Source organism: Pseudoxanthomonas sp. 22568, assembly GCF_052044485.1.
In the GTDB taxonomy this organism is placed as follows: Bacteria; Pseudomonadota; Gammaproteobacteria; order Xanthomonadales; family Xanthomonadaceae; genus Pseudoxanthomonas_A; species Pseudoxanthomonas_A beigongshangi.
In genome coordinates, this window is record NZ_JBQENC010000001.1 from 215,207 (window position 1) to 241,736 (window position 26,530).

At 63.9% G+C, this 26,530-nt stretch carries 30 protein-coding genes; 23 read left to right on the forward strand and 7 right to left on the reverse strand.

Annotated elements, in window-relative coordinates; all coding sequences use genetic code 11:
• Positions 1 to 214 precede the first annotated feature (214 nt).
• From ACTJI2_RS01135 to ACTJI2_RS01160, 6 genes are all read left to right on the forward strand, one after another.
• Complete coding sequence (locus ACTJI2_RS01135) at positions 215 to 844, forward strand: hypothetical protein (protein WP_440840797.1); 630 nt, start codon at positions 215 to 217, stop codon at positions 842 to 844.
• The gene (locus ACTJI2_RS01140; RefSeq protein ID WP_440840798.1) at positions 841 to 1,284 is read left to right on the forward strand and encodes a fimbrial protein; all 444 of its coding nucleotides are present in this window, start codon (positions 841 to 843) and stop codon (positions 1,282 to 1,284) included. Before ACTJI2_RS01135 ends, ACTJI2_RS01140 begins: the two co-directional genes overlap by 4 nt.
• A gap of 177 nt (positions 1,285 to 1,461) precedes the next feature.
• Entirely contained in the window at positions 1,462 to 2,343 is an 882-nt protein-coding gene (locus ACTJI2_RS01145; RefSeq protein WP_440840799.1) for a nuclease-related domain-containing protein, read from the forward strand.
• 157 nt (positions 2,344 to 2,500) lie between these two features.
• Positions 2,501 to 2,920, forward strand: a complete 420-nt coding sequence (locus ACTJI2_RS01150; protein WP_183637565.1) for a hypothetical protein — start codon at positions 2,501 to 2,503, stop codon at positions 2,918 to 2,920.
• Positions 2,921 to 3,027: 107 nt separating this feature from the next.
• Positions 3,028 to 3,375 carry a hypothetical protein gene (locus ACTJI2_RS01155; RefSeq protein WP_440840800.1) on the forward strand — a complete coding sequence of 116 codons (348 nt, stop codon included), beginning with the start codon at positions 3,028 to 3,030 and terminating at the stop codon, positions 3,373 to 3,375.
• Between the two features lie 85 nt (positions 3,376 to 3,460).
• Positions 3,461 to 3,973 carry an HIT family protein gene (locus tag ACTJI2_RS01160; protein WP_318287368.1) on the forward strand — a complete coding sequence of 171 codons (513 nt, stop codon included), beginning with the start codon at positions 3,461 to 3,463 and terminating at the stop codon, positions 3,971 to 3,973.
• A gap of 202 nt (positions 3,974 to 4,175) precedes the next feature.
• On the opposite strand, the gene ACTJI2_RS01165 is transcribed toward ACTJI2_RS01160, so the two are convergent.
• Both ACTJI2_RS01165 and ACTJI2_RS01170 read right to left on the reverse strand, forming a co-directional pair.
• Positions 4,176 to 5,654 carry an FG-GAP repeat domain-containing protein gene (locus ACTJI2_RS01165; RefSeq protein ID WP_440840801.1) on the reverse strand — a complete coding sequence of 493 codons (1,479 nt, stop codon included), beginning with the start codon at positions 5,652 to 5,654 and terminating at the stop codon, positions 4,176 to 4,178.
• Positions 5,655 to 5,830: 176 nt separating this feature from the next.
• Positions 5,831 to 6,223 (reverse strand): RidA family protein, encoded by a 393-nt coding sequence (locus tag ACTJI2_RS01170; protein WP_192198846.1) that lies wholly within the window; start codon positions 6,221 to 6,223, stop codon positions 5,831 to 5,833.
• A 129-nt stretch (positions 6,224 to 6,352) separates the two neighbouring features.
• Here ACTJI2_RS01170 and ACTJI2_RS01175 point away from each other — a divergent pair, with 129 nt between their 5' ends.
• From ACTJI2_RS01175 to ACTJI2_RS01190, 4 genes are all read left to right on the forward strand, one after another.
• Complete coding sequence (locus ACTJI2_RS01175) at positions 6,353 to 7,291, forward strand: LysR substrate-binding domain-containing protein (RefSeq protein ID WP_440840802.1); 939 nt, start codon at positions 6,353 to 6,355, stop codon at positions 7,289 to 7,291.
• Between the two features lie 243 nt (positions 7,292 to 7,534).
• On the forward strand, positions 7,535 to 8,485 hold the full coding sequence (locus ACTJI2_RS01180; RefSeq protein ID WP_440840803.1) for a transglutaminase family protein: 951 nt from the start codon (positions 7,535 to 7,537) through the stop codon (positions 8,483 to 8,485).
• A 92-nt stretch (positions 8,486 to 8,577) separates the two neighbouring features.
• Positions 8,578 to 9,204 carry a hypothetical protein gene (locus tag ACTJI2_RS01185; RefSeq protein WP_440840804.1) on the forward strand — a complete coding sequence of 209 codons (627 nt, stop codon included), beginning with the start codon at positions 8,578 to 8,580 and terminating at the stop codon, positions 9,202 to 9,204.
• 1 nt (position 9,205) lies between these two features.
• Positions 9,206 to 9,742: a hypothetical protein gene (locus ACTJI2_RS01190; RefSeq protein ID WP_440840805.1), complete on the forward strand. Its 537-nt coding sequence runs from the start codon at positions 9,206 to 9,208 to the stop codon at positions 9,740 to 9,742.
• Positions 9,743 to 9,837: 95 nt separating this feature from the next.
• On the opposite strand, the gene ACTJI2_RS01195 is transcribed toward ACTJI2_RS01190, so the two are convergent.
• Together ACTJI2_RS01195 and ACTJI2_RS01200 are read right to left on the reverse strand one after the other, a co-directional pair.
• Positions 9,838 to 10,188 carry a response regulator gene (locus ACTJI2_RS01195; RefSeq protein WP_440840806.1) on the reverse strand — a complete coding sequence of 117 codons (351 nt, stop codon included), beginning with the start codon at positions 10,186 to 10,188 and terminating at the stop codon, positions 9,838 to 9,840.
• Positions 10,157 to 11,335, reverse strand: coding sequence for a two-component system sensor histidine kinase NtrB (locus tag ACTJI2_RS01200; protein WP_440840808.1), 1,179 nt, complete (start codon positions 11,333 to 11,335; stop codon positions 10,157 to 10,159). Before ACTJI2_RS01200 ends, ACTJI2_RS01195 begins: the two co-directional genes overlap by 32 nt.
• A 204-nt stretch (positions 11,336 to 11,539) precedes the next feature.
• On the opposite strand from ACTJI2_RS01200, the gene ACTJI2_RS01205 reads away from it, so the two are divergent.
• The 4 genes from ACTJI2_RS01205 to ACTJI2_RS01220 all read left to right on the forward strand — a co-directional run bounded on the left by ACTJI2_RS01205 (position 11,540) and on the right by ACTJI2_RS01220 (position 13,224).
• Positions 11,540 to 11,809 (forward strand): hypothetical protein, encoded by a 270-nt coding sequence (locus tag ACTJI2_RS01205; protein ID WP_183637538.1) that lies wholly within the window; start codon positions 11,540 to 11,542, stop codon positions 11,807 to 11,809.
• An 8-nt stretch (positions 11,810 to 11,817) separates the two neighbouring features.
• Positions 11,818 to 12,159 carry a hypothetical protein gene (locus tag ACTJI2_RS01210; protein WP_183637536.1) on the forward strand — a complete coding sequence of 114 codons (342 nt, stop codon included), beginning with the start codon at positions 11,818 to 11,820 and terminating at the stop codon, positions 12,157 to 12,159.
• 104 nt (positions 12,160 to 12,263) lie between these two features.
• A complete protein-coding gene (locus ACTJI2_RS01215) occupies positions 12,264 to 12,899 on the forward strand; it encodes a hypothetical protein (RefSeq protein WP_440840810.1) in 636 nt (211 codons plus the stop codon).
• A gap of 46 nt (positions 12,900 to 12,945) precedes the next feature.
• Positions 12,946 to 13,224 carry a DUF6959 family protein gene (locus tag ACTJI2_RS01220; RefSeq protein ID WP_318287360.1) on the forward strand — a complete coding sequence of 93 codons (279 nt, stop codon included), beginning with the start codon at positions 12,946 to 12,948 and terminating at the stop codon, positions 13,222 to 13,224.
• Between the two features lie 13 nt (positions 13,225 to 13,237).
• Here the strand turns inward: ACTJI2_RS01220 and ACTJI2_RS01225 are convergent, their stop codons facing one another.
• The 3 genes from ACTJI2_RS01225 to ACTJI2_RS01235 all read right to left on the reverse strand — a co-directional run bounded on the left by ACTJI2_RS01225 (position 13,238) and on the right by ACTJI2_RS01235 (position 17,265).
• Positions 13,238 to 13,909 carry a hypothetical protein gene (locus ACTJI2_RS01225; protein ID WP_440840811.1) on the reverse strand — a complete coding sequence of 224 codons (672 nt, stop codon included), beginning with the start codon at positions 13,907 to 13,909 and terminating at the stop codon, positions 13,238 to 13,240.
• A gap of 311 nt (positions 13,910 to 14,220) precedes the next feature.
• Positions 14,221 to 15,039 carry an aminoglycoside phosphotransferase family protein gene (locus tag ACTJI2_RS01230; RefSeq protein ID WP_440840812.1) on the reverse strand — a complete coding sequence of 273 codons (819 nt, stop codon included), beginning with the start codon at positions 15,037 to 15,039 and terminating at the stop codon, positions 14,221 to 14,223.
• Positions 15,040 to 15,201: 162 nt separating this feature from the next.
• Positions 15,202 to 17,265: a 3-hydroxyacyl-CoA dehydrogenase NAD-binding domain-containing protein gene (locus tag ACTJI2_RS01235; protein ID WP_183637521.1), complete on the reverse strand. Its 2,064-nt coding sequence runs from the start codon at positions 17,263 to 17,265 to the stop codon at positions 15,202 to 15,204.
• 331 nt (positions 17,266 to 17,596) lie between these two features.
• Here ACTJI2_RS01235 and rpoE point away from each other — a divergent pair, with 331 nt between their 5' ends.
• The 9 genes from rpoE to recO all read left to right on the forward strand — a co-directional run bounded on the left by rpoE (position 17,597) and on the right by recO (position 26,527).
• Complete coding sequence (gene rpoE, locus ACTJI2_RS01240) at positions 17,597 to 18,217, forward strand: RNA polymerase sigma factor RpoE (RefSeq protein WP_141456371.1); 621 nt, start codon at positions 17,597 to 17,599, stop codon at positions 18,215 to 18,217.
• Complete coding sequence (locus tag ACTJI2_RS01245; RefSeq protein WP_440840813.1) at positions 18,214 to 19,152, forward strand: RseA family anti-sigma factor; 939 nt, start codon at positions 18,214 to 18,216, stop codon at positions 19,150 to 19,152. Before rpoE ends, ACTJI2_RS01245 begins: the two co-directional genes overlap by 4 nt.
• A gap of 88 nt (positions 19,153 to 19,240) precedes the next feature.
• Positions 19,241 to 20,767: a DegQ family serine endoprotease gene (locus tag ACTJI2_RS01250; protein WP_183637517.1), complete on the forward strand. Its 1,527-nt coding sequence runs from the start codon at positions 19,241 to 19,243 to the stop codon at positions 20,765 to 20,767.
• 139 nt (positions 20,768 to 20,906) lie between these two features.
• Positions 20,907 to 22,715: a translation elongation factor 4 gene (gene lepA / locus ACTJI2_RS01255; RefSeq protein WP_183637515.1), complete on the forward strand. Its 1,809-nt coding sequence runs from the start codon at positions 20,907 to 20,909 to the stop codon at positions 22,713 to 22,715.
• Positions 22,716 to 22,833: 118 nt separating this feature from the next.
• A complete protein-coding gene (gene lepB, locus ACTJI2_RS01260) occupies positions 22,834 to 23,628 on the forward strand; it encodes a signal peptidase I (protein WP_183637513.1) in 795 nt (264 codons plus the stop codon).
• Between the two features lie 40 nt (positions 23,629 to 23,668).
• Positions 23,669 to 24,052, forward strand: coding sequence for a DUF4845 domain-containing protein (locus ACTJI2_RS01265; RefSeq protein WP_141456376.1), 384 nt, complete (start codon positions 23,669 to 23,671; stop codon positions 24,050 to 24,052).
• Between the two features lie 3 nt (positions 24,053 to 24,055).
• Entirely contained in the window at positions 24,056 to 24,733 is a 678-nt protein-coding gene (gene rnc, locus ACTJI2_RS01270) for a ribonuclease III (protein WP_141456377.1), read from the forward strand.
• On the forward strand, positions 24,730 to 25,653 hold the full coding sequence (gene era, locus ACTJI2_RS01275) for a GTPase Era (RefSeq protein WP_440840814.1): 924 nt from the start codon (positions 24,730 to 24,732) through the stop codon (positions 25,651 to 25,653). Before rnc ends, era begins: the two co-directional genes overlap by 4 nt.
• A gap of 142 nt (positions 25,654 to 25,795) precedes the next feature.
• The gene (gene recO / locus ACTJI2_RS01280; RefSeq protein WP_318287353.1) at positions 25,796 to 26,527 is read left to right on the forward strand and encodes a DNA repair protein RecO; all 732 of its coding nucleotides are present in this window, start codon (positions 25,796 to 25,798) and stop codon (positions 26,525 to 26,527) included.
• Positions 26,528 to 26,530: the final 3 nt, after the last annotated feature.

Consider the following 26,530-nt stretch of genomic DNA (forward strand, 5'->3'; position numbering starts at 1 on the left):
GAAATCGCCATTCGGTTTCTTCAAGAATCGATGGCAACGAAAGTTAGCATCGCTAGCTTTCATGGGAGCCCGTCCCGGGAGACCGAGCGCTCTTTCCCGTTCGTGCGGTATGCGTTTGGCAGTCTCTGGTCGCCGAGGCATGCCTGTCTGTCTCCCCGTGGAGATCGTCATTCGAGCGTGGCCATGCGTCATGCAGGGAGTTCATAGGAGCACCATGGATTACATTGTCCGAATCCTGCTGGCAGCTTCGCTGTGTGTGTTGGCGCATGAGAGCCATGCGATGGTCTGCGTAAAAGATCGGCCCCCGACAGGTGGAGGGACTGTCACCCACAAGCAGGACATCGGTACCACGGTCGCAGTACCCAGAGTGCTGCCTGCGGGCACGGTCTTGTGGCGATCGCCCACCTATACCTTCGTCATCACCTGCTTTCATGATCGCGATGCCGGTGTCGAGAACGTCTACTTCTACATGAGTCCCGACGACCCGAATTTGAGCAAATTGGGGAGGGATGTGGAAATAGGGATCGGACTGGTAGGTCCTGCCGATGGTAGCGGTCCGGGCGACAAGCGCTGTTCCGCCATCGGCGGGGGACAGGGGGGAGGAAACTGCAAGATCAAGCTCGATGCTGTCGTCCCCGCTTGCTGGGGAACGCAGGGCCGGGGATGTGGCGGCACCCGGTTCATGGTCAAGTTCACGTTGACCTTCAACTTCTTTCTGGCAAAGCGCTCAGGACCCGGCAGTGGTCAGGATGGCCCGCTGACCGGCATACGCGGTGAGTATCCCATCTTCCAACTGGATGCGCGCAGGCGCTCAACAACGAGCCAGACCGGAACCTGCGCATGATCGTGACCGGCCTGGACAAGCTGCACTACGTTGCCTGCGCCTCCACCCTGTCCATCGAACCCGGAACCATTCGGTTTGGTGGCATCCATTCGATGTACGCCGAGCGGGACAAGACCGCCAAGGTCGTGCCTTTCAGCATCACCGCCAGGAAACCCTGCACCAGCGTGTACGCGCTGACTGCCCTGATGAAACCCCTCAACGGCACCATTCAGCCCGGCAATCATGTGCTGGTGCCGAACGACAACCCGTCGGTGGGCATCACCCTGCGGCGTGCGGAAGACGAAAGCGCCGTTCCCTTCAATCAGGAGTTTGACCTGATTCCTCGCACCGGTGACATGGTGGTGGCGAAGAAGTTCTTCGCCCAGCTCAAATGGCTGACTGACAAACCCACCCTCGGTCCCTTCAGTACCGGCGCGACGATTGATGTCTATTACAAGTGATGTCCGACGCGAGGGGGCGGAAAGCCTGCAAGGGAAAGTGTGTCATTTGATGCTGATCCAAAGGGAAGGATACGGCAAGTGACACGGCTTGCATTGGCGTTCCGGGCGCTCGTTCGGTTGCAACAAGAGCACAAGTTCGCCACCATCGGTGCCGGGAAGTAGCACAAGGGGGAAGGGATGCACATATGGTTATTGCCGGTCGCGGTGGCACTGCCGGTGTTTCTGGTACTGGGTACGGTCCTGTTCTGGCGTCGTGTGCTGGCGCGCGACAACCGTCGCTCTCCGCTCACCATCTCCCTGCATCATCAGGCCGGAGAACAACTGCGCCGTTCGCTGGACAAGGCCACGGATGATTTCTACGAAGCCATGGGCATGGCGGTCGCGCTGGGACCCCTCTTCCTGTCCGGCTGGATGCTGGCAAGGCTGGGCAAGCTCGACTGGTCGAAAATCCGCTTCGGCTGGGGCGACGCCATCCTGGGGCTGGCGGCCGTGGCGATGCTGGCGTGGATCATCCGCAAGGTGATCGTCAATGGGCAGTCGGTCCGCAAGCTGCGGCAGGGACTCGAAGCCGAGCTGGCCACCGCACAGTGCCTGACCCCGCTGATCGGCGAGGGATGCTACGTCCTGCACGACATTCCGGCTGACAAGTTCAACATCGATCACGTGGTCATCTCGCCGCATGCGGTGTTTGCGGTGGAATCCAAGTCGCGGATGAAGCCGGAACAGGGTGGAAAGGAGAACGCCAGGGTGCGCTATGACGGCAAGACCCTGCGGTTTCCGGAACATGTTGAAACCAAGCCCCTGGACCAGGCCAAGGGGCAGGCGAGATGGTTGCAGAAGGCGTTGACGGACGCGCTGGGGGAACCGGTGAAGGTCGTGCCCGTGCTGTCGCTGCCGGGCTGGTTCGTGGAAGGACGGGGAGGACGGGAGGACGTCGTGGTCTGCAATCCGGTCAATCCCCGCTTCATGCTCCTGCCTGCCTTTGGCGATCCGCTCCCGGAAGCCTTGCGCAAGCGGGTTCTCAACGAGCTGACAAAGCGTTATCCGGGACAGGGCTGACGGGTACAGCCTCTGGAGGCAACCCCATTGGCTTGTTAGTCGGGCTTGGCGGACCTAAGATCCTGCCGTACCAAGGGGCGCGACGGGGTCTATTTCGGATATGTCGCTTAGCCGTACTCGAACGGCCATTTATCAGCATTTGCCATCAGGAGACGTAATGTCGCGCTTGTTTTTTCTACTATTCCTGCTTCCCTTCACCCTGCATGCGCGTGATTTCAAATCAGAGAGCGAGACCAAGGCGTTCTCCGATTCGGTAATGAAGGAAGTCGCGACAGGTAATCTGAAAGGCGGATTCGATCAGATCGGTGCCGTCTATACCGTCATTCCCAAGGTGGAACTTGATGCGCTGGCCAGTCAGGCCATGCTCCAGGTTCCCGTCATGGAGGCGAGGTTCGGAAAGAGCATCGGATATGAGTTCATCTCCGAAAGCCGGGCCGGCGATTCGGTGCTCAAGTACGTCTATCTTCAAAAGTTCGAGAAGCACGCCATCGTCTGGCAGTTTGTGTTCTATCGTCCTGGGCAGGCGTGGATCCTGAACTCGTTCAAGTATAGGGATTCGGTGCTCGACGAGCTCTGACGGCTGAGCGTTCATGCCACTGGGGCCGCCACGTGTCGCTTGTTGGCTGAACCCAACGATTTCAAAATGAACTAGTGTCGTTGAATCAGCGAATCGCCGGATCGAACATGAAAATTGCGCAAACCTTATTCGTGCTTGTTTGCCTGTTTTCGGCGCCCCATTTGCATGCGGCGGATACGGCGGGGGCGGAAGAGTCGCCTCATGCAGAAGCGATTCGCCTTGTCATGCAACATCGTGCTGACGAGGTCAGGAAGATGGATGAGGCGGATCAATGGTGGCATGACACGGAAGAGCGGACCTGGTCGGCCAAACGTCCTTTTGGGCCTGGTGTTGTCGACAGTACCCACCTCTTCATTGTCACGTATGCAATCGATGGTCATATCGTAGGCACCTGGAGGGTGGATACCCGAACCGGCGAAGTAGCAGGCCCAGCTGAATCCATTTCAGCCGAGTGAGGATGTATCAACTCGAACTGGATTTCCTTTCTGGCGGGATGCAGCCGCCGTCTCGTCGAGCTAAAGAAATGATAGGAGAGGGCGATTGATAGAACTCCCCATAAGAGACCCCTGCGATCTTTGTGAAACGGCGGGACGCGAAGACAGATGGGCGGTCATCGATGAGGGCGAACATACGCTCACCGTGATCAATCCGTGGCAATTCGAAGTCGGCCAGTGTTGCGTCATCACGCGCCGGCATGTCGCCACGCTGCTCGATCTTTCCCGCCAGGAATGCGAGGAAGTACTGGTGTCGGCCAAGCGGCTCGCGGAGGCGCTGGTCAGGACATATCAGCCCCTTGGAATACTGACGTTCCAGAACAACGGGGTCTACAGCGGACAGGAAACACCGCACTTCCATTTCCATGTCGTGCCCCGGCAGAAAGGCAGCGACTGGGGCATCGGACCGCCCCAACTCGCGACCTTCGATGGCGCCGGACGTCAACGGGGGACGCCGCACGATCCGAGCGGGGATGCGCAGCGTCTGGCCAGGGTTCGCGTTCCTACTACCCAACTGGCGGAAACCGCGCGCCTGATTCGCGCGAATCTGCCTGGGTAACCGGATTTGCTGCCGGAGTTCGTCTCGCAGGAAGGAAAGGCCAGCACGGGCATTGGACATGGTCCTTCCCCAACGCCGACATGAGTTCTGCCGAGGCGTCCGTGGCCCGCTCAGGCGGCGGGCGCGTCGCGCTTCTCGACCAGAAAGTCCAGGAAGGCAGGGAGTTTCAGAGGCAAATGTCTTCTCCGACGTTGCCCCCGCACTAACGCCGTACGAGTGGAGATACCAAGCTAGCCGCCTGTGCAGCCATCATTGGAGGCAGACGGCAATCGGCAACAGCCTGACGGACACCGCATCCTTGGCCAAATAACAGCACCGGCGACTGACTCCATCGGGAGATAGCCAGATCGCCACACCCATCATGGTTGAGGTCGCCTGTTGCGAAGTAGTTGAGCCGACCATGAAATTGGTAGGCATCAATGAGGGTCTCGGGTGTGAAGCCAGTACCTGCCTGAAGGTAATATCCGACGTAGCTCCATCCGGTGTGAGCGATCGCCAAATCGGTCCGGCCATCGCGGTCGAGGTCGGTGGCGAGCAGCGATCCGCTACCTCTGTTCCTGGGGATGTCGACACTCGATAGTGGGAGATTACCTTGCGGATCCTGGAAATACAGGTGCAGATCTGCGTAGTCTTTCGCTTCCTCCCACGCCAGGTCGCCGCGACCATCAGAGTTGAAATCGCCGACCGCGAGTGACCCTGCGTGGTTGGAGCCGTTTGGCCGATAGATCACCACCGGCGCTGCGTAGCCTCCTGATGCCAGTGCCCGGTAAACATGAAATTCCTGCAGCGGCCTGTTGAAGATTGTGGCAAGAATGAGATCATCCAGGCCGTCGCCAGTGACGTCGCCTGTCGTGCGAACCGCGGAGGAGGGCAAGGGCAGCGTCGAGGTGCGCGCGATTCCGCCATGGCCGTCGCCATGGACGACGGTTGCTGATGTGTTGCTCGAGTCGACGAGGACATCGAGGTGACCGTCGCGATCTACGTCGGTCACCACCAAGTCGTAAGGGTCACCGGCCACCGCGGTACTCGACGTAAAGGTGCCATCCGCATTCGACCGGAGCACCTTTACCCCACCCAGGGTGGCGGTAACAATGTCCCCTACACCGTCCCGGTCCATATCGGCCACCAGGAGCTGGTATGCGAGATTGTTGCCCGTCTCCCCGATCTTGACGGCCGCATCGAGGCGACCATCGACGCGCTGGTAGGCGGCGTAAATGTCCGTACGGTAATTCGCCGGGTCTTGTGCGGGGTACTGGGATAGGAACACGAGGTCGTCCCTTCCGTCGCCGGAAACGTCGCCCACGGCAATGGAGTTCGCCCGGGCGGTCGCTGGATCCGAGAGGAACTCAGGCGCAGACATCGAGTAGCCCTGTTGCTTCAGGGACACCGGTGACATCGACGGGAAGGCGGTGCCTGCCTGGCGGTGCGCGCCTGCCCTAGTGCTGGTCCATGCGCTGGAGGAACGGTAAGCAAAAAGCGGCTGGCGGCCGGCGAGCGGCTGGCGAGCAACGGCCAGTCGCCTGCCAGCGCGCGTGTCGGACAGCGCGCCAGCCGGAATATCGGACCGTGAGGAGGGCCGGCGAATGAAGTCGGCCAAACTCTGCGAAGCCCAGAGCAAGCCAGCGCATATACCGCCGGCCACCATCACCAGCACCACACCCGATCGCTTGCGCACGTCCATTCTCCCCCTATCTCCCGAGCGGAGTATATCAGTGGGTGATGAGGCGGCGGCCTCCATGGCTGTCCTCGCTCTTTCCAGTTCCGGGACCTGCGCTGCCGCCGTCCCGGCGCTCGCATGACTCGGCCGCTGTCGGATGTTCGCGAGTGACCCGGAGAAACTATCGAATCCTCTCAGGTTCAGCCGGAAACCCTTGCAATCACCTTGATCTCGAAATCGAAGCCCGCCAGCCAGTTGACGCCGACCGCGGTCCAGTTGGGATAGGGCGTTTCTGGAAAGACTTCGTTCTTGATCTGCATGACGGTGTCGAACTGGTGCTCCGGATCGGTATGGAAAGTGATCACGTCGACGATGTCGTCCAGCCCGCAGCCACCGGCCTTCAGGGTTGCTTCCAGATTGGCGAACGCCAGTCGGACCTGCGCCTCGAAATCCGGCTCCGGCGAGCCGTCCTCGCGGCTGCCGACCTGCCCGGACACGAACAGGAAACCGTTGGAACGCACCGCCGGGGAATAGCGGTTGCGCTCGTACAGGGCACGGCGGCCCGGGGGAAAGACGACATCACGGGTACTCATGGAAATCTCCTGATGGGGCGGCGCCCGGTTTCTGCCGCTCACTCTAGGTAGCCGCCCCGGAGCGATAAACATGCCGAACGCGGGATCACTGTTTGTAGAATCCAAACAATCCCAACGTCCGGAACCCCCATGGACCGTCTCGATGCGATGCAGGCCTTCGTCCGCGTGGTGGAAACCGGCAGTTTTACCAAGGCGGCCGAGACCTTGCAGTCCAGCAAGACCCGCGTCACCCAACTGGTGCAGCAACTGGAAACCCATCTGCGGGTGAAGCTGCTGAACCGCACCACGCGCAAGGTCAACGTCACCGCCGACGGCGCCGCGTACTACGAGCGGGTGGTGCGCCTGCTGGGCGACCTGGACGACGCCGAGACCAGTCTGTCCGCTGCTTCCGCATCGCCGCGCGGGCGCCTGCGCGTGGACGTGCCCGCACCGCTGGCCAGTCTGGTGCTGGTGCCGGCGCTACCGGATTTCCACGCGCGCTATCCGGATATCCAACTCGATCTGGGCGCGAGCGATCGCAAGGTGGATTTGATCGACGAGAACGTGGACTGCGTGGTGCGCGGCGGCGAACTCGCCGACCCGTCCCTGCGAGCCCGTCATTTCGCCGATCTGCCGCTCGGCGTCTATGCCGCACCGGCCTACCTCGCGCGCAACGGCACGCCGGCGCATCCGCAGGCACTGGAAGACGGCCGGCACCGCATCGTCGGCTACCGCAGCTCGCGCATCCGCAGTGCCTTGATGTCCCCGCTGCGCCGGGACGGGGAAGAGGTGCGCGTGCAGGGACGCCACGTATTGTCGGTGGATGACGGCAATGCCTATCTGGCCGCCGGGGTGGCCGGCCTGGGGGTGATTTGGCTGCCGCAATACATGGCCAACGGACCGACGGCGCGCGGCGAGTTGGTGCGGCTGTTCGAGGACTGGCAACTCGACGCGATGCCGTTGTATCTGGCGTTCCCGCCCAGCCGGCACGTCAGCCGCAAGCTGCGCATATTCATCGACTGGGTGGTGGAACTGATGGCGCGGCATGCGCCGGCCATCGAGCCGCCGAGGGCGCCGGCGCCACCCTGAGGCAGGTTTACCGCTGCCTTCGTTTTGGCTTGGCGGGCACCTTGCCTATCAAGGCTGTTCGACCGCCCAGGACGGCCGGCCGCCGGTGCGGGGATGACGACGGTTGGACTTGTTTGTCCTGGCGCATGCGAATGGACACGGGTTTCCGCACGGCGCTAGGATGCCGGGACTTGGGGAGACAGGGAACGTATGAGAATTTCAGTCTGTGGCAAGGGATTTGCGTGGAGTCTGGCCGTGTGTGCGATGGCATGGATGTTTCCGGTGTGGGCAGGGAACGACCTGGAATCCCTGCGCGCGCAATTCGCCCTGCAGGATGAGCGCATCGACTACGCCGACGCCAAACTGGTAGTGGACAGGCTGATCGAACCGGCAACAGACACCGACGCCGTGATGCGTGAACTGGACGGCTGGGAACGGGCGGTGCGTAGCCAAGTGCCGGCCAATGCGACCCCGCGGCAGGTGCTCGATGCATTGCTCCGGACACTATATGAGCCCGGCACGTGGAACCAGGAAAAACCGTTCACGTACGACTTGGGCGATCCTTTGGGCCATAACCCGAAGAACAAGCAACTGGCCGTCTATCTGGCGACGCGCAAGGGAAATTGCGTCTCCATGCCCATCCTGTTCGCTATTCTGGGCCAACGCCTGGGCTTGCCTATCGCGTTGGCGACGGCACCCAATCATGTGCTGGTGAAGTTCGCCGATGAATCCCAACAGGCCTGGCTCAACGTCGAGGCCACGGCTGGGGGATTCAAGTACGACAGCAGCTACGAACGCGAGACCGGCATCTCCGAAAAGGCGATTCAGAATGGGATCTATCTACGCCCCCTGTCGCCCCGTGAGGGCGTGGGCGTCATCGCCAGCTCGCTGATGGAGCACTACGGTGCCGGCCAACAGGCGGACGACCTGATGGCCGTCACCGACATGGCCCTGTCCGCGAACCCGAAAGACCCGGTGGCGCTGGTATGGAAGGCAAATGCCTACTACTTCCAGTTGCAGGAGCGCTATGTGCGTCGTTATCCGGATGCGGCGAAGATTCCCGCCGCAGAGTTGGCGGACTACCAGCGCTTGAGCCAGGAGAATCTGGCCTGGTTCGGCAAGGCCGAGGCATTGGGCTGGACACCTGGGACGGAAGAGCAAGATGCGGATTACATGAAGTCGATTGAGAATGAAAAGGCCAGGAGGGAACAGTAATGGTTAGATGCTTTCCGACACTTCCTGCTATCGTCTTGTGCGCATTTCCATGGAATGCGCGGGCGCGGTTCCTTTCCGTTGATCCGGTACAAGTGAACCCAATCACCGGGACTAATTTCAATCGCTATTGGTATGCGAATAATAGTCCTTATCGATTTACTGATCCGGACGGAAGGATTGCCTATCAAAACGGCAACACGGTGGTGATTCCGGTTTACTATCAGGGAGCGGGTGCAACGCCAGATTTCATCGCAGGTCAGGTAAAGGCGGCAAGCAAACTGGTCACTGAGGATGGAACGAAGTTCCAGATAATTCCCCTATCGAAGAATATCTACCCTTTAGGGAATGTGATGGATGTTTCACCAGGACAAAATTTGCGTACTCCAAAAGGCGAGGGTGTCATACCGGGGTTCAACGGTTCCGTAGCCCATATCGACTCGATGCGCCCTGATGTTGCGGGTGCGACTCTGCATGACACGCTCCATTTCGTCCCAGGCCTGGGTGATCCACGGAAGTCGGATGGCTATCTTGAGACCAAGAATCCTCTAACGGGCGCAAGGGAATTTGCTGGATACAAGAAGGGTTTTGGTCCCGATCAAATAATGGCGAATACGTCAGGAAATATCTTGCGTGCGCACGAAACTTCTTTCATGAAGGATGCGAATAATGGCCTAGGTAGCAAGCAAGATCTCGACAAAATTATGAAACTAGGGAAGTAGGATGCCGTTTCGTCGCTCCCCTCTGGTCAATGCACTTGCAATTGTTGCGATCGCTTCGAGTGTGCTCGCAGGCGTGCAGGCAACGCCCCCGCCTGTAAGGCACCCCTTGGCCTGCACGCCGGTATTCTGCGTCGATGTCGCATCGCGCGCTCCGTACCTTCCTCATGAAGTTCGCTCCTTGTACGAAATTGAAAGCCGGGATTCGATGCTCGTCGTGCAGCTCGAGAACAAGGTCGAGGTGGCATTTCATTCGATCATCAAGGCGAATGTGGAACAGAGAAAAAATATCCATCCGATCCAGTGGAGATATTCGGACGGCAGAGCCATCGCCTCCGGGTGTATCGATTGTGGAAGTGACAAGAATCGGAACCCTGGCAGGATCTTCATGGGGATTGCAATCAGCCCGATTCCGCATGAGTTCGTTGGGGCTCTGTCCCAATCAATTGAGGTCTGTGTCTGGCCGATTGCGATGGCACCGCCCCTTGGCGGGGCACAAGACCATCTTGTTTTGGGCGAAAAGGTGTGCGTTTCCAGGTAGTGCCGAAGCAGTGAATGATATTTTCGATTCGCGCCATGCCACGGGCAAAGTTTCAGTTGATTGTCCTCTGGGACTATACGACTAACTCTGTTTGGTCAATTGATTGCATGCAGAATTCCCGCCAACCGATACGGCTTGGGAATGAACTCGAACCGTTCCGGCAGTTGCGGCAGATGCCCCAGCTGATGGCCGGAGGCGACGATGATTTTCGCGGCGGGATTGAGCCGCGCGGCCTCGTGGGCCACATCGATGCCCGAGACGCCGTCCGGCATGCTCACGTCGGTGATGACCGAGTCGAACGGGATGCCGGTCTGGAGCAGTTCCAGCGCGGCGCGGCCATTGATGGCCACGCACACTTCGAATCCTTCGGAAGACAGGGCGTCTGCCACGACTTCCGCGATATCGGGTTCGTCTTCAACGAACAGGATCCTGCGAAGCTTCTCCATCGTCTTTCTCCATGCCTGCGGGCAACCAGATGCGGAACGTGGCGCCTTGATCGGGACTGCTGGCGAGTTGGACAAATCCGCCGGACTGGGTGGCCAGGCCGAACACCTGGCTGAGTCCGAGGCCGCTCCCCTTTCCTACCTCCTTGGTTGTGAAGAAGGGGTCGAATACCTTGGCTTGCAGCTCGACGGGGATGCCGGGCCCGTCATCGCTGACCTCGGCGCAGACGTGCAGCGAGGGCTCGCTGTCGGGCTGCAAGGGATTGTTCACCAGGCCGGTGGATGTCCTCACGACGATGTTCCCGCTTCCGGACAGGGCATCCCGGCTGTTGCAGACGAGATTGAGGATGGCGGCTTCCAGTTGGGCCCGATCCACCAGCACGGGCGGGAGTTGGGCGGACAGCTCGAAGCGCAGGCTGACCTGATCCGCGCAGGCACGCTCGAACAGGTCGGCCGACTTGCGAATGAGTTCGCTCAGGTGGGTAGGTTGTGAAAGCAGGTTCTGCCCGCGTCCGAAGGTCAGCAATTGGCGGGTGAGCAGGGCGCCACGGTCGCAGGCGCGGATGGCGGCCTTCAGCGGCGAGGCGATGTTGTCGTTGCCGACCGTCCTGGCCGCGATCACGTCCAGGCTGTTGAGGATGACCGTGAGCAGGTTGTTGAAGTCGTGCGCCAGCCCGAGGGTGAGCTTGCCGATGGCCTCCATCTTCTGCGCCTGGAGCAGGGCGTCGCGCGCTTCCTCCAGTCGCTTCTGCGCCGAATACCGCTCGGTCACGTCGCGCGTGACCTTGGCGAATCCGATCAAATCGCCATCCTCCCAGATGGGTTCGATGACGATGCTGGCCAGGAACCGGCTGCCGTCCTTGCGCACGCGCCAGCCTTCGGCGGAGAGGCCGCCGTGTTCGGCGGCGGCGCGGAGATTGTTGCGCGGAACCTCGGCGGCGATGTCCTCGGGCGTGTAGAAGCGGGAGAAATGCTCGCCGATGATTTCCCGCGCGGAATAACCCTTGATGCGCTGGCCGCCCGGATTCCAGGAGCAGATGTAGCCTTCGGGATCGAGCATGTAGATGGCGTAGTCCGTGACGCTCTTGATGAGCAAAGACAACTGCCTGGATTCGTCCTCCAGTGTCTTGGGTTGGCTGAGTCTGAGCATGTGAATGTCTCGTGGCCCCATGCCTGAAAACTAGGATGCTGTTTGTTAAAAAGGAGTGAGTTCGGCCCCTCGATTCTTGCAGGACCCGTCCCGAGAGCGTATATGTGTAGGACTTGCTGAGCGGCAGCTCATTCTCGCCATCCATCCAAGGCGACCACACTTCCTTTCGGCACACACTCATGGCCTTGTGGCCAAGGATGCATCGTGTCCCGAGGTCGTCGTCAGGTGTTTGTCCTGCATGTGGGCGCCGCGCAGTCCGTCGGTCCGGACGAGTTGCGGGTCATGTGGGCGACTGCCTGCGGTTCGCTGGATATCAACGTGACGCGGCAGGCGCGCGGCGGCGAGCACCCGGGACGCCCGAGCTATGGACTCTGGGTGGGCGAGACGTTCGACCGGCACGGCGCGGAAGCCCGGATGCGGGATCTGCTCATGGCGCGCGGCTATTTGTTCACTCTCAGAAGTACGGCCCAGTAGGAGGTTGCATGGCGTTCGACATTGGAATCGGGAAGTGCCGTTCGATCACGAACGATACGGTGGATGTGTGGGTGGACAGTTCCGTGGTCCGCCGGATTCTCCCCGATGTGGCGTGGAAGCAGGCCGGCATCAGCGTGCTGCGGATTCCGCAGACGGTGTGCAGCACGGTCCGACCGCTGGTCGTTGGCGAGGAAGTGTTTCTGGGCAGCGACGCACTGAACGCGAAGAGCTTCGGCCAGCTCGATTTCCACGGTACCGGGGATTTCAGCCGTGTTGGCCTGGGAAAGCTGGTGCCCGTCCTCGACGAAAGCCAGCCGCCGCCGCCGAGCCGGAAGAACAGCTGGCGCTGAAGCGTCGCCCGCCAAGGCTGTTCACCCTGAAAAGGCCGCCGCTGCTGCGGATTGTCCGCCCGTTCCAGCTCGGCTAAAGTGCCGCGACCGGCGGGGGACGGGCGATGACAGGGAAGTTGGACCAATGGATCATGGGAGTGGCCTGGTTGCTGGCCGGCCTGTGCGGCACGGCTTCGGTGCAGTCGCTGGACCGCATCACCCTCAACGCGCCCGAGCTGTCCGCCGGCGCCTATACCTGGGACGCACCCGGCGCGCGCATCGAAGAAAGCCTGGAACCGGGCGATGAAATCTACGGCGGTACCCTGAATCTGACGCCCAGGGGCGGACCGGGTGGCGAGTACCGCGTGCGCGTGCAGTTTGAAACCAGCCTGGGCATCAGCGGAGAAGGTCCGCATGTGGACCTGATCGACTTCCGCCATTGCGTATCGGAATGGCATGTCGCCAGCAGCGCCGACGGGCGCCGTTTCACCGTGCCAACACCGACCGACGAGGAATCCGGATGCGTTCCCCGGGCCACTCCCGATGAAATCCGCGTCGCCGCCCGCAAGGCATTGGCCGGTGGGAGCGACACGCAGGAGACCACGGAGCATTGGCTGGGCCTCATCAAGGACATCAAGTCACCGGCCGACTCGCCGATGTATTCGACCATCAGCGAAATCAGAATCCAGGTGGAAGCGCGTGTGGACGGTCGCTGGAAACCGGTGACGCGACTGGTGTTTGCGGTGCCGATGGGATGTTGAATGGCGCAACACGGGCGCCCGGAACGACAGGACCTTGGGAGGGGGAATGTACGAGGAACGCGTGGAAATCTATTCCGACCGCACCAACGCGGTCGTGCTGCGCCATCACGGTCGCAAGCATCCCGGCGTGCTGGTGCAGGGCGATGCATTGTTCATGATGTTCCAGTGTGCCGATGCGGCGTGCGAGGCCGCGCGTGGCGTGCTTCCATCGGAAGCACAGGATGAACTCACCGACTTGCGCGATACGTTGCTGGCCTATCTGGATCACTACAAGACCGTGCTGGGTGAGCACGGCATGGCGATGCCATTTCCCGAATCTCTGTGAAAGGGAAGCGTCGCTATGACTTCTGGCGCCACAGCCAGATCGCCAGCGGCACGAAGCTCAGATAGACCAGCGGCAGGTAGAGTGTGCCGTAGAGCGCGTCGAACTTCGGTCCGATGAGGTAGCTGTCGATCATCCGCAGGAACAGTCGCACGGCATTCAGGCCGAAGGCCCACAGCGCCAGCCAGTGCATGCGGTCGCGGCCCAGCGCGAGGCATGCCAGCACGCTGCCCAGCAGCCACGACAGGCCCAGCGGGAAGTACAGCGCGTACTGCACCGACTGGAAGCTGCCCTGCGCGGCCAGGATGCGTGCGTGTTCGGCCGTGTCGGTGGTGGCCCGGTATTGCTCCGGCAGGGCCAGGTAGACATGGAACAGCTCCACCGCGCGCAACTGGACTTCCAGCAGGCAGAACACGAAGAAGCCGAGGAACGCCAACACCGCCAGTGCAGGATTGCGCCGCCAGGCGATACCGCAGGCCACCAGGAACAGATAGGCCAGCCCGAAGAACGACAGCAGCATGCTGGTCGCGCGCGCCAGGTTGAGCGGATGTGGCCCCTGCAACAGTTGCTGCACGGGATCGCCGGCTCCCGGCAGATGCCCGAACACGTACCACTGGAACGATTGCACGGCGACGTAAATCAAGGCGACGACAGCGGCGATGCGACGGTGCCGAGGGGTATCGAACATGCGGACTCCCGGAACGGGGACGGGAACGAACGGCGCAAGCGTACCCGAATCGGAGCGCCGGGCGAGGGCTGGCCTCCGTTTTATGCATGCGTCTTTTCTGTTGATAGTGGTCTGATGCGCAGGCCACTGATGCCTGTAAAAGTCCCTTCCCCCGCGCTGCGGGGGAAGGTGCCCGAAGGGCGGATGGGGGCGCTCCTTCGCCCTGCCGTCCTGGCTCGCTCGCCACCCTGTGAAAGCCGAGCACGGACTGGTGTGACCCGGCAGGCCGCGGATATTTCACCCGTCCCGCGAAACCCGCAGACGGATGCCTCTCAACCGTCCAGCATCGCTTGCGCCAGATCGGCGACGGCGAAGTCCGAGGCGATGCCCTGTTCGTCCTCATCCTCCAGGAACCATGCCGCCGACAGGCCGGCGAAGGCGACCACCCAACGCAGCAGGCGTTGCGGCTCCAACCGCGCAGCCTCGGCAATCACATCGAATTGACGATGGAAGCGTTCGGGCCGGGTGACGGTGGGCAGGTCCGGATTGGTCAGCAGGTTGGCGTAGTCGAAGCCGCGTTCACCGGTGACGCATTTGGGATCGATGGCGAGCCAGCCGCGCTCGTCGAAGTCCAACACGTTGCGGTGATGCATGTCGCCGTGCAGGACCACTGGATCCTGCGGATCGTTCAGCAGCCCCAGCGCCATGGTCCAGCAACGCGCGAAGCGGGCATCGATTCCGGCCACGGCTTCCAGCGAACGAAACCACGGACGCAGCGGTACCAGGTGCGCAGGCGGCGGAGCGGCGCGTGGCGCATGCAGGCGGGCGAGGGTGGCGCAGAGGATGCGGCTGGCTTCATCGTCCCGGCCGTCCAGCGCCATCGCGAACAGATCACGCGTGCCGGTGGCGCGTTCCATCAGCAGGGTGTCGCCTTCATGCGCATAGACGTGTGCGGCGCCGTCGCCGTTCCACCAGCGCAGCAATGCGCCGCCGGATTTTTCCTCCCGCGTCAGTGCGCGCTTGAGCATGGCGGGGCGGCCCTGCCAGCGCACCGGCAGCAATTGGCTGCCGGGCGTGGCGAAGGCGTCGCCATCAACGGTGAGCTGCCATTGATCGAGCAGCGGCTGCCAATTGAAGGAGGGTGGGTTCATGCGGGCGGATCATAGCCGCCACCGCATGCTGCCTGTAGGAGCGACGTCAGTCGCGACCGTTTTCGCCATGGAGACGGAGCGGTCGAACTTCCGGCAATTCCAAAGCCNCCTACAAGGGGGATCGGAAAAGAAAAAGGCCGCATCGCGGCCTTTTCTTTTGAGTCACGCGGCCGGTTGCCGCAGCGCTTCCGAATCCCAGCCGGGACGCGGGGCGAAGCGGTCGCCGTGGCGCGCTTGCAGGGCCTTGAGCCTGGCCAGCAGCGTGTCGGCGCCGGTGCTGCGGATGTACTGGATGGGGCCGCCACGGAACGGCGCGAAACCGGTGCCGAAGATCACGCCGGCATCCAGCAGATCGCCGTCGGACACCACGCCATCGTGCAGGCAGGCCACCGCTTCATTGAGCAGCGGCAGGATCAGGCGGTCCTCCAGATCCTCCGGCGCCTTGTAGTCCTGCGGCACCTCCGGCTTGACCGGCTTGCCGTTCTCCCACTTGTACAGACCCTGGCCGTCCTTCTTGCCGCGCTTGCCGGATTCCACGTTGCCCAGGGCGGCGGGAACCGTGAGGCCGAGGAACGGAGCCAGTTCCATGCCTACGCCGGCGGCCACGTCCAGGCCGACGGTGTCGATCAGTTCGATCGGTCCCATCGGCATGCCGAACTTCACCGCCGCCTTGTCGATGACCGGGCCGGGAATGCCTTCGGCATACGCGTTGGCCGCTTCCAGCATGTACGGGAACAGCACGCGGTTGACCAGGAAGCCGGGCGTGCCGGCGACCGGCACCGGCAGCTTGTCGATGGCCTTGCAGAACGCCGCCAGGCGCTTTTCGGTCTCCGGCGCCATCGCGTCGTGGCGGATGATTTCCACCAGCGGCATCAACGCGACCGGATTGAAGTAGTGCAGGCCGGCGAACTGCGCCGGTCGCTGGATGTGCTCGCGCAGCTCGGTCAACGGAATGGACGAGGTGTTGGTGGTCAGCAGCGCGTCGGGTTTCAGGCGCGGCTCGACCGACTGGTACAGATCGCGCTTGGCTTCCGGGTTCTCGATGATCGCCTCGATCACCAGATCCGCTTCCGGCACGCCGTCGCCGGCCAGGTCGCTCTTCAGCCGCGCGGCCACCGCCGGACGCTTGGCTTCGTCCTTCACCCGCTTGGCGAACAGTTCCTGCGCGCGGGTCATCGCGCCGTCGATGAAGCGCTGCTCGCGATCCTGCAGGGTGACTTCGAAACCCTTGTAGGCCGACCACGCGGCGATGTCGCCGCCCATCACGCCGGCGCCGACCACGTGCACGCGCTGGATGCCGTGGTCCTTGCCACCCAGGCCCTTGAGCCGCTCGGTCAGGAAGAAAATCCTTACCAGGTTGCGCGCGGTCGGAGTGGATGCAAGCTTGACCACCGCCTTGCGCTCGGCGTCCAGACGGCCCTGGATGCCCTTGCCGCCGGATTGCTGCCAGGTGTTGATGAGCGCGTAGGGCGCGGGGTAGTGCGCGCGCGGCGCCTTGCGGGCGACCTGCTTGGTCATCTGCGGCGCCAGGATCTTGCGCGCGATCCAGGTGTTGCTGATCCAGCCCAGGAAGCGCTGCTGGAACGGACGCTGCACGCCGTTCTGGATCAGGCCGATGGCGGTGTCCAGCAATACCGCCGGCTCCACCACCTTGTCCACCAGGCCCATCGCGCGGGCGGCGCTGGCCGACAGCGTGCGGCCGGTGAGCATCATGTCCATCGCCTTGGGCGAGCCGATCAGCCGCGGCAGGCGCGCGCTGCCGCCCCAGCCCGGGAAGATGCCCAGCTTCACCTCCGGCAGGCCGATGCGGGTGGACGCGTCACTGGAGGCCACGCGATAGCGGCAGGCCAGCGAAATCTCGGTGCCGCCGCCCATGCAGAAGCCGTGGATGGCCGAGACGGTCGGGCAGGGCAGTTCGGCCAGCTTCTGGAACACGGTCTGGCCGCGACGGATGGCGTCGTTGACGGTGCCGCGGCGATCGAATTCCTGGAACTCCTTCAGGTCCGCGCCGGCGATGAAACCGGAGCTCTTGGCCGAGCGCAGCACCAACCCCTTGGGCGGGTCGATGGCGAGGCGTTCGAGCAGATCGGACAGCTCGATCAACGCGTCCTGGGAGAACGCGTTGACGCTGGCACCCTGGCGGTCGAAGCTGAGGACGACGATGCCGTCGCTGCGCAGTTCGGTCTGCCAGTGACTGAATCGAAGCCCATCGAAGTTTGCGGCCATGATCGGACCATCCGTTTACGTATGGACAAGACCGCTATCATCCCGAGGTTGTTTAACCCGCGTCAAATCCGCATATCCGGGAGAGGGGTTGATCGACGGCCGGGGAAATGATCCCGCGCCGGCGGTTAAATTCTTGATATCCCGCCGGTTTTTCCCGGCTGGCATGCCGGTTCCGGGCGTTGTTGCCCGGAGCCGCGCGATGGCCCGGCCCGGAGCGCCGGCGGGATGGGAAACGGGGCCGGTCAGGCCCGCGACCCACCCGTGAACTTTTTTCCGCGGATGCGGTCACATTGCCCGGCTGATGGCCGAGCTCACAGGAGTGCAGCCCGGCATGGCCGGAACCGATTCAACACAGGAGTTGGACCTCGAACTGGTCAAGCGGGTGCAGCGCGGCGACAGCGCAGCCTTCGATCTGCTGGTGCGCAAGTACCAGCATCGGGTGGTGGCCCTGATCGGGCGCTACATCCATGACTGGAGCGAATGCCAGGACGTGGCCCAGGAAACCTTCCTGCGCGCTTATCGCGCGCTGGGGAACTTCCGCGGCGATGCCCAGTTCTATACGTGGCTTCATCGGATTGCAGTGAATACCGCCAAGAACCACCTTGTAGCGCACAACCGCAGGCCGCCGACGGATGACGTCGACGCCGCCGACGCCGAGCAGTACGACGCCGGCAGTCGCCTTCGCGACACGGATACCCCCGAACGCGAATTGATGCGCCAGGAACTGGAGCGCACGGTCATGAAGGCCGTGGACGCGCTGCCCGAGGAATTGAGGACCGCCATCACCCTGCGCGAGGTGGAAGGTCTGAGCTATGAGGAAATCGCGCAGAAGATGGATTGCCCCATCGGCACCGTGCGTTCCCGCATTTTCCGTGCGCGTGAAGCCATCGATGCCGAGTTGCGACCCTTGCTCGATACAGAAAGTGCCACCCGGGAGCGTAGCCGCCCATGACAGTAGAACTCGACAAACTGGACATCCACAACCGCCAGCAGCTTTCGGCGTTGATGGACGGCGAGTTGTCGCCCGATGAAGCCCGTTTCCTGCTGCGCCGCCTGCAGCACGACGGCGAACTGAACGCTTGCTGGGAACGCTGGCAGCTGTGCGGCGACGTGCTGCGTGGCCAGGCCCAGGTGCCGGCACCGGAAGGTTTCGCCGCCCGGGTGGCGCTGGCCGTGGCCGCCGAGGCCCGCCAACCGGCCGCCAACCAGGAAGCGACCGGCGCGCCGCGCGGCCGGCTGGCACGCTGGGGCGGCGGTGCATTGGCCGCCTCGGTCGCACTGGTCGCCTTGTTCATGGTTCGCCAGCAGGCCCCGCAGGAGGACGCCGCTTCCGCCGCACCGTCGGTGGCCGCGGTGCCAGCCGCGCCGGCCGAAGACGCGGGTGTTCCCGCCACCGTCGCCGATACCGGCACCCTGGCCGATGGCGCCGGAGCGGCCGAACAGGCCCTGGCTTCGGCGGCGACCGCCGCGGTGGCCGTGGCCAGCGTGCCGCGTCGTGCCGATGCCGCTTCCCGCCGCAGCGCCACCCGCACCCAGCAGGCGGCCCGCAGCGCCGCGGGCCGGGTGATGCGCGAGCCGGTCCGGGCCGTGGCCCGCGCCACGCCGCCGGTCGCGGTGCCCGCCGTCGCCAACAACGCACCTGTCCTGCCGGCATCCGCGTCCCCGGCGAGCGCGATCGCCCGCAATGGCGATCCGTTCTCGCCGGGACCAGCCGCCCCGCAGGCCCGGCCGTGGCCGCGCTCGACGCTGTCGCAGTACCCGGCCAGCGGCGCCTTCAACGCTGGTTTCTCCAGCGACGCGGGCGCCCGTACGTTCTATCCGTTCGAGCCTTCCACCGAGGCCTCGTCGGTACCGCCGGTCGAACCGGCTCGCGCGCCGCAGCGCTGAATCGCGGCCGCACCGTCATTCCCCGGCGCGGGACCGCGCCGGGTTTCCCACCCCAAGAACCGTCATCCGCAATCGAGGCCCGCATTCGATGAGTCTGAGTGCCCGTTCCAACGTGTTGTCCCTGCTGATCCTCACCGTGCCGCTGGCCGCCTGCGCGCGCCCGGCCGATCCCGCGCCGGCGACGCCGGTCGCCGCGTCGGTGCCCGCGGTGGCGCAATCGTCCGCGCCGCAACTGGTGAGCGGCCTGCCGGATTTCACCAACCTGGTCGAACAGGTCGGTCCCGGCGTGGTCAACATCGAAGCCCAGATCGGCAGCCGCCGGACCGCCGACGCCGGCGAGGCGATGGGCGAGGACGAGATTCCCGAATTCTTCCGCCGCATGCTGCCGCCGGGCTTCCAGATGCCGGGCCCGGGGGATCGCGGCCGTGGCCCGCGCGGCGTCTCCGCCGGTTCGGGTTTCATCATTTCCGCCGACGGCTACGTGCTGACCAACCACCACGTGATCGACGGCGCCGACGAAGTGAAGGTGAAGCTGCCGGATCGCCGCGAGTTCACCGCCAAGGTGATCGGCAGCGACCAGCAGTACGACGTGGCGCTGCTGAAAATCGAGGCCAAGGGCCTGCCGGTGGTGCGCCTGGGTGATTCCAGGACGCTCAAGCCGGGCCAGTGGGTGGTGGCGATCGGATCGCCGTTCGGCCTGGACCATTCGGTCACTGCCGGCGTGGTCAGCGCGGTCGGTCGCAGCACCGGCGGCCAGGAACAGCGCTACGTGCCCTTCATCCAGACCGACGTGGCGATCAACCAGGGAAACTCCGGTGGGCCGTTGCTCAACACCCGCGGTGAAGTGGTCGGCATCAACTCGCAGATCTTCTCCGCCTCCGGCGGCTACATGGGCATCAGCTTCGCGATTCCGATCGATCTGGCGATGGGCGCGGTGGACCAGCTGAAGGCGACCGGCAAGGTCAGCCGTGGGCAGTTGGGCGTGGTCGTCGAGCCGCTGACGACGGAAAAGGCACGTGGCATGGGGGCTGCCGATACCCGCGGTGCCCTGGTCAATCAGGTACTGGAGGACAGCCCGGCGGCGAAGGCCGGCCTGGTGCCTGGCGACATCATCACCGGCTTCAACGGTGCGCGTATCAACGATTCCTCGGATCTGCCGCCACTGGTGGGCGCGCTGACCCCGGGCACCAAGGCCACCATCACGGTGATCCGTGATGGCAAGCCCAAGGACCTGAGTGTGACCCTGACCGAGCTCAGCGAGGAATCGGCTTCCGCCAGTGGCCTGCCGGCCGTCCCGGGCAAGCCGGCCCAGACCTCCGGCAACAATCCGCTGGGTATCGTCGGCCAGGATCTGGACGCGAATGCCCGCAAGCAGATGGGCCTGAAGGCGGGCGAGGGCGTGTTGATCTCGCGAATCAATGGCAGCGCGGCCCGTGAAGCCGGGTTGGCACCGGGCATGGTGGTGCTGCAGGTCGGGCGCACGCCGGTCGGTTCGGCCGCCGCGCTCAACGGCCAGCTCAAGGACGTCAAGGCGGGTCAGACCGTGATGTTGCTGGTCCGGCAGGGCGGCGTGACGCGCTTCCTGGCGGTGACCGCCGACGACGCCAAGCCGTAAGCCTGCTTCCACGGCTGCTTTCGGACGCCCGCCGGAGGTCCCGGCGGGCGTTCATGTTTGTGGGGCACAGGTAGGGATTGCCTCCGGCCATGCGATAATGCCCCGTTATCCTGACGACGGCCGTGGCCGCCGCCCCCACATGTCCTCTGATTCCATGCGGAACATCCGCAATTTCTCCATCATCGCGCACGTCGACCACGGCAAGTCGACTCTGGCCGATCGCATCATCCAGCTTTGCGGCGGCCTCCAGGCCCGCGAAATGGAAGCGCAGGTGCTCGACTCCAATCCAATCGAGCGCGAGCGCGGCATCACCATCAAGGCACAGTCCGTATCCCTGCCGTACAAGGCCAAGGACGGGCAGACCTATTTCCTGAACTTCATCGACACCCCCGGCCACGTCGACTTCAGTTATGAAGTCTCGCGTTCGCTGGCGGCCTGCGAGGGCGCGCTGCTGGTGGTCGATGCCGCCCAGGGCGTGGAAGCGCAGTCGGTCGCCAATTGCTACACCGCGGTGGAGCAGGGGCTGGAAGTGGTGCCGGTGCTGAACAAGATCGACCTGCCCACGGCCGACATCGAGCGTGCCAAGAGCGAGATCGAGGCGGTCATCGGCATCGACGCCGAGGACGCGGTGCCGGTCAGCGCCAAGACCGGCCTGAACGTGGATCTGGTGCTGGAAGCCATCGTCCAGCGCATTCCGCCGCCGCAGCCGCGCGACACCGACAAGCTGCAGGCGCTGATCATCGATTCCTGGTTCGACAACTACCTGGGCGTGGTCTCGCTGGTGCGGGTCATGCAGGGCGACATCGTTCCGGGCAGCAAGATCCTGGTGATGTCGACCGGCCGTACCCACCAGGTCGACAGCGTCGGCGTGTTCACCCCCAAGCGCAAGGTGCTGTCGAAGCTGGGCGCGGGCGAGGTGGGCTGGATCACCGCGTCCATCAAGGACGTGCACGGCGCGCCGGTCGGCGACACCCTGACCCTGGCCAGCGACCCGGCGCCCAAGCCGCTGCCGGGCTTCCAGGAAATGCAGCCGCGCGTGTTCGCCGGCCTGTTCCCGGTCGACGCCGAGGACTACCCGGCGCTGCGCGAGGCGCTGGAGAAGTTGCGCCTGAACGATGCGGCGCTGCGCTTCGAGCCGGAAAGCTCCGAGGCGATGGGCTTCGGTTTCCGCTGCGGCTTCCTGGGCATGCTGCACATGGAGATCGTGCAGGAGCGCCTGGAGCGCGAGTACGACCTGAACCTGATCAGCACCGCGCCGACGGTGGTGTACGAAATCCTGAAGACCGATGACACGGTGATGCCGCTGGACAACCCGGCCAAGCTGCCGCCGGTGAACCAGATCGAGGAGATCCGCGAACCGATCATCCGGGCCAACATCCTGACCCCGCCGGACTACGTGGGCAGCGTGATCACGCTGTGCGAGGAGAAGCGTGGCAGCCAGATCGGCATCACCTACATGGGCAGCCAGGTGCAGATCAGCTATGAGCTGCCCATGGCCGAAGTGGTGCTGGATTTCTTCGACAAGCTCAAGTCGGTGAGTCGCGGTTACGCTTCGCTGGACTACCACTTCCTGCGCTTCCAGGCCGGTCCGTTCGTGCGGGTGGACACCCTGATCAACGGCGACAAGGTCGACGCGCTGTCGCTCATTGTCCACCGTGGCCAGGCCGATCGCCGCGGCCGCGAACTGACCGAGAAGATGCGCGAACTGATTCCGCGGCAGATGTTCGACGTGGCCATCCAGGCCGCGGTGGGCTCGCAGATCATCGCCCGCAGCACGGTCAAGGCCATGCGCAAGAACGTGTTGGCCAAATGCTATGGTGGCGACATCACCCGCAAGAAGAAGTTGCTGGAGAAGCAGAAGGAAGGCAAGAAGCGGATGAAGCAGGTCGGCCGGGTGGAAATCCCGCAGGAAGCCTTCCTGGCGGTACTGCAGGTCGACAACAAATAATGGTGGGAATGGGGAATCGGGAATCGGGAATCGGCATGGCGGCTGTGAAGCGCTTGGCCGTTGGCCGGAAACCCCATTCCCGACTCCCGATTCTCCATTCCCGGTTCTAGGAAAACGTATGGTCTGGTTCGAAACTATCCTGGTCGTGTTGACGCTGCTCACCGGCGTTATCTGGCTGCTCGACAAGCTGTTCTTCGCCAAGCGCCGTGCCGCGCGCGGCGGGTTGCTGGACGAGGAACCGGTGTTGGTGGACTACTCGCGGGCGTTCTTCCCGGTGCTGGCGATCGTGCTGGTGCTGCGCAGCTTCGTCGCCGAGCCGTACAAGATCCCGTCCAGCTCGATGATGCCGAACCTGCTGATCGGCGACTTCATCCTGGTCAACAAGTTCGCCTATGGCCTGCGCCTGCCGATCAACAACCGCAAGTTCGTCGCCATCGGCGAACCCAAGCGCGGCGACGTGGTGGTGTTCAAGCCACCGCACGACCCCGAGAACAACTGGATCAAGCGCGTGATCGGCCTGCCGGGCGACCGCATCGGCTTCCAGGGCAACACGGTTTCCATCAATGGCCAGCCGCTGGCCTACCAGACCCTGGGCACCTACGCCGGCCGTGGCCTGCCGATGGGCGCCGAGAGCGCGACCCTGCTGGAGGAACAGCTCCCGGGCCGCCCGCACAAGGTGCTGGAAGTGCTGGAGCGCGCCACCGGCGAGGGCGAGTGGATCGTGCCGCCGGGCCACTATTTCGTGATGGGCGACAATCGTGATAATAGCGAGGACGGCCGGCTGTGGACCCAGACCCACTTCCTGCCGGAAGAGAACCTGCGCGGCAAGGCCTTCTTGATCTGGCTGAACTGCGAGGACTGGTTCTGCAAGGGGAGCTTCGAACCGTCCCGGATCGGCAACCGCATCCAGTGACGGCAACATCATCCAGGACGTGTTCAACGGGGGACTGGCAATGAATCACAAGCATCAGAGTGGCATCACCTTGATTGGCTTCCTGGTCGTGCTCGCGGTGGTGGGGTTCGCCGCGTTCATCGCCATGAAGCTGTTCCCGATGTACCAGGAGTACTACTCGGTACGGACCGCGATGCGCGGCCTGGCCGCCGAACCCGGCATCGCCGACATGGATCCGCAGCGCATCCAGGACAAGTTCTTCCGCCACCTGGCGATCGACTACACCGAGAACGTCAAGCCGGCCAACGTCAACTTCGAACGCACCGACGGCGGCTGGCTGATGAAGGTCAATTACGAAGTGCGCCGCTCGATGGTCGGCAACCTCGACGTGGTCGGCAAGTTCGACACCACCGAGGAACTGACCCGCCGCGGCGGGTCGGAATAAGGTTTGAGCGTACTCCGGCTCACGCATGAGTTCGTCAATCAGGGTTTGCTGGGGCAGGCCCTGACCCATCGCAGCGCCGGGGCGCCGCACAACGAACGGCTGGAATTCCTCGGCGACGGCATCGTCAACCTGCTGGTCGCCGAGGCGCTGTTCCAGCGCTGGCCCAAGGCCGATGAAGGCGCGTTGACCCGCGCGCGCGCCGAACTGGTGCGCGAGGCGTCGCTGGCCACCATCGCCCGGCGGATGGAACTGGGCGCGCGGTTGACGATGGGGCCGGGAGAAATGAAGTCCGGCGGACATCGTCGCGACTCGATCCTCGCCGACGCGCTGGAAGCGCTGGTGGCCGCCATCTACCTGGACGCCGGTTTCGAGGCGTGCCGGGCGGTGGTGCTGCCGTGGTTCGAGGATTCGCTGGCCGCGCTGCCCGTCGGCAAACCCGAAAAGGATGCCAAGACCCGCCTGCAGGAATGGCTGCAGGCGCGCCAGCGGCCGTTGCCGCTGTACGAACTGGTGTCCGAGAGCGGCGACGACCACGCCAAGCAGTTCGTGGCCCGTTGCAGCATCCAGGAACCACCACTGTCGGCCGAGGGCGAGGGCACCTCACGGCGCATCGCCGAGCAGGCCGCCGCCGCGGCGCTGCTGGATCAACTGGCAGAGACCAAACGGAACACCGTCGAATGAGCGACACCCCCCAAACGCACAGCGGCAGCGTTGCCGTGATTGGCCGCCCCAACGTGGGCAAGTCCACCCTGACCAACGCGCTGGTGGGCGCCAAGGTCAGCATCGTCTCCAGCCGTCCGCAGACCACCCGCCATCGCCTGCTCGGCATCGCGACCTACCCGGCCGGGCAGATCGTGCTGGTCGACACGCCCGGGTTGCACAAGCAGCAGGGCAAGTTTTCCGCCTCGGCGATGAGCCGGGTGATGAACCGCGCCGCGCGCGGCGCGCTGGAAGGCGTGGACGCGGGCCTGCTGGTGATCGAGGCCGGCCGCTGGGAAGACGAGGACACCCTGGCCTACAACGTGCTCAGCGACGCCGGCATCCCGGTGGTGCTGGTGATCAACAAGGTGGACCGACTGCGCGAGAAGAGCGCGCTGCTGCCGTTCCTGGCGCAGGTTTCCGAGGGACGCAAGTTCGCCGCCGTGCATCCGATCTCCGCGCTCAAGCGCAATGGCCTGGAAGCACTGGTGAAGGACGTGCTGGCGCTGCTGCCGGAAGCGCCGCCGATGTTCGGCGAGGACGAAATCACCGATCGCAGCGAACGCTTCCTGGCCGGCGAACTGATCCGCGAGCAGCTGATGCGCCAGCTCGGCGCGGAACTCCCATACGCCACCACCGTGGAAATCGAACGCTTCACCGAGGAAACCTCGCCCAAGCAGGGCGAACTGCTGCGCATCGGCGCGGTGGTGTGGGTCGAGCGCGAAAGCCAGAAGGCGATCGTCATCGGCAAAGGCGGCGCGCGGCTGAAGGAAATCGGCAGCAAGGCGCGCATGCAGATGGAACACCTGTTCGGCCGCAAGGTCTTCCTAGAAACCTGGGTACGCGTGCGCGAAGGCTGGTCCGACGACGAAACCGCCCTCAAGGCGTTCGGTTATGAGTAAGCCGGGAATGGAGAATCGGGAGTCGGGAATCGTCCGGCTCCATCCGGTTCCCCTTCTCGCTGTTACCTCGGATGCCGCAGATGTCGGCAGACGATGCGACACGGCTTTCGATTCCCGATTCCCCATTCCCGATTCCCGCTGAATGCACCTCACCGGCGAACATGCGTTCGTCCTGCATGCGCGGCCCTGGCGCGAGACCAGCCTGCTGGTGGAAGTGCTGAGCGAGGACCGTGGCCGGCTGGGACTGGTGGCGCGCGGCGTGACCGGACCGAAGAAGCAGGCGCTGCGCGCCGCGCTGCAACCGTTGCAATACATCCGCCTGGATGCCGAATTGCGCGGTGAACTGGCCCGGCTGGTGGCCGCCGAGGCGCTGGACACCGCGCCGAGGCTGGGCGGCGACGCGATGCTGGCGGGCTTCTATCTCAATGAACTGGTGCTGCGGCTGGCGCCCCGCCACGATCCGCTGCCGGACCTGTTCCATGCCTATGCCGCCGCGCGCGAACGGGTTCGCGGCGGCCAGCCGCTGGCGTGGACGTTGCGGCGGTTCGAACGGGATTTGCTGGACGCACTGGGGTTCGGCTTCTCCCTGGAACATGACAGCGACGGCCGCGCGATCGATCCGGCGGCGCGTTACCAACTGGATCCGGAACAGGGACCGCGCCGGTTGCTCAGCGATCGCGGACACAGCGATCGCAGCGCCGCCGCGACCGGCCGCGCGCTGCTGGCGCTGGCGGCCAACCAGGCGCCTCCGGCCGAGGATCTGGCCAGCCTGCGGCTGGCCCTGCGCGGCGTCCTGGCGCACCACCTGGGGCCGCGCGGCCTCAAGTCCTGGGAACTGATCAGCGAACTGGGCCGGCTGAAGCCGCGCGCTTGAGGC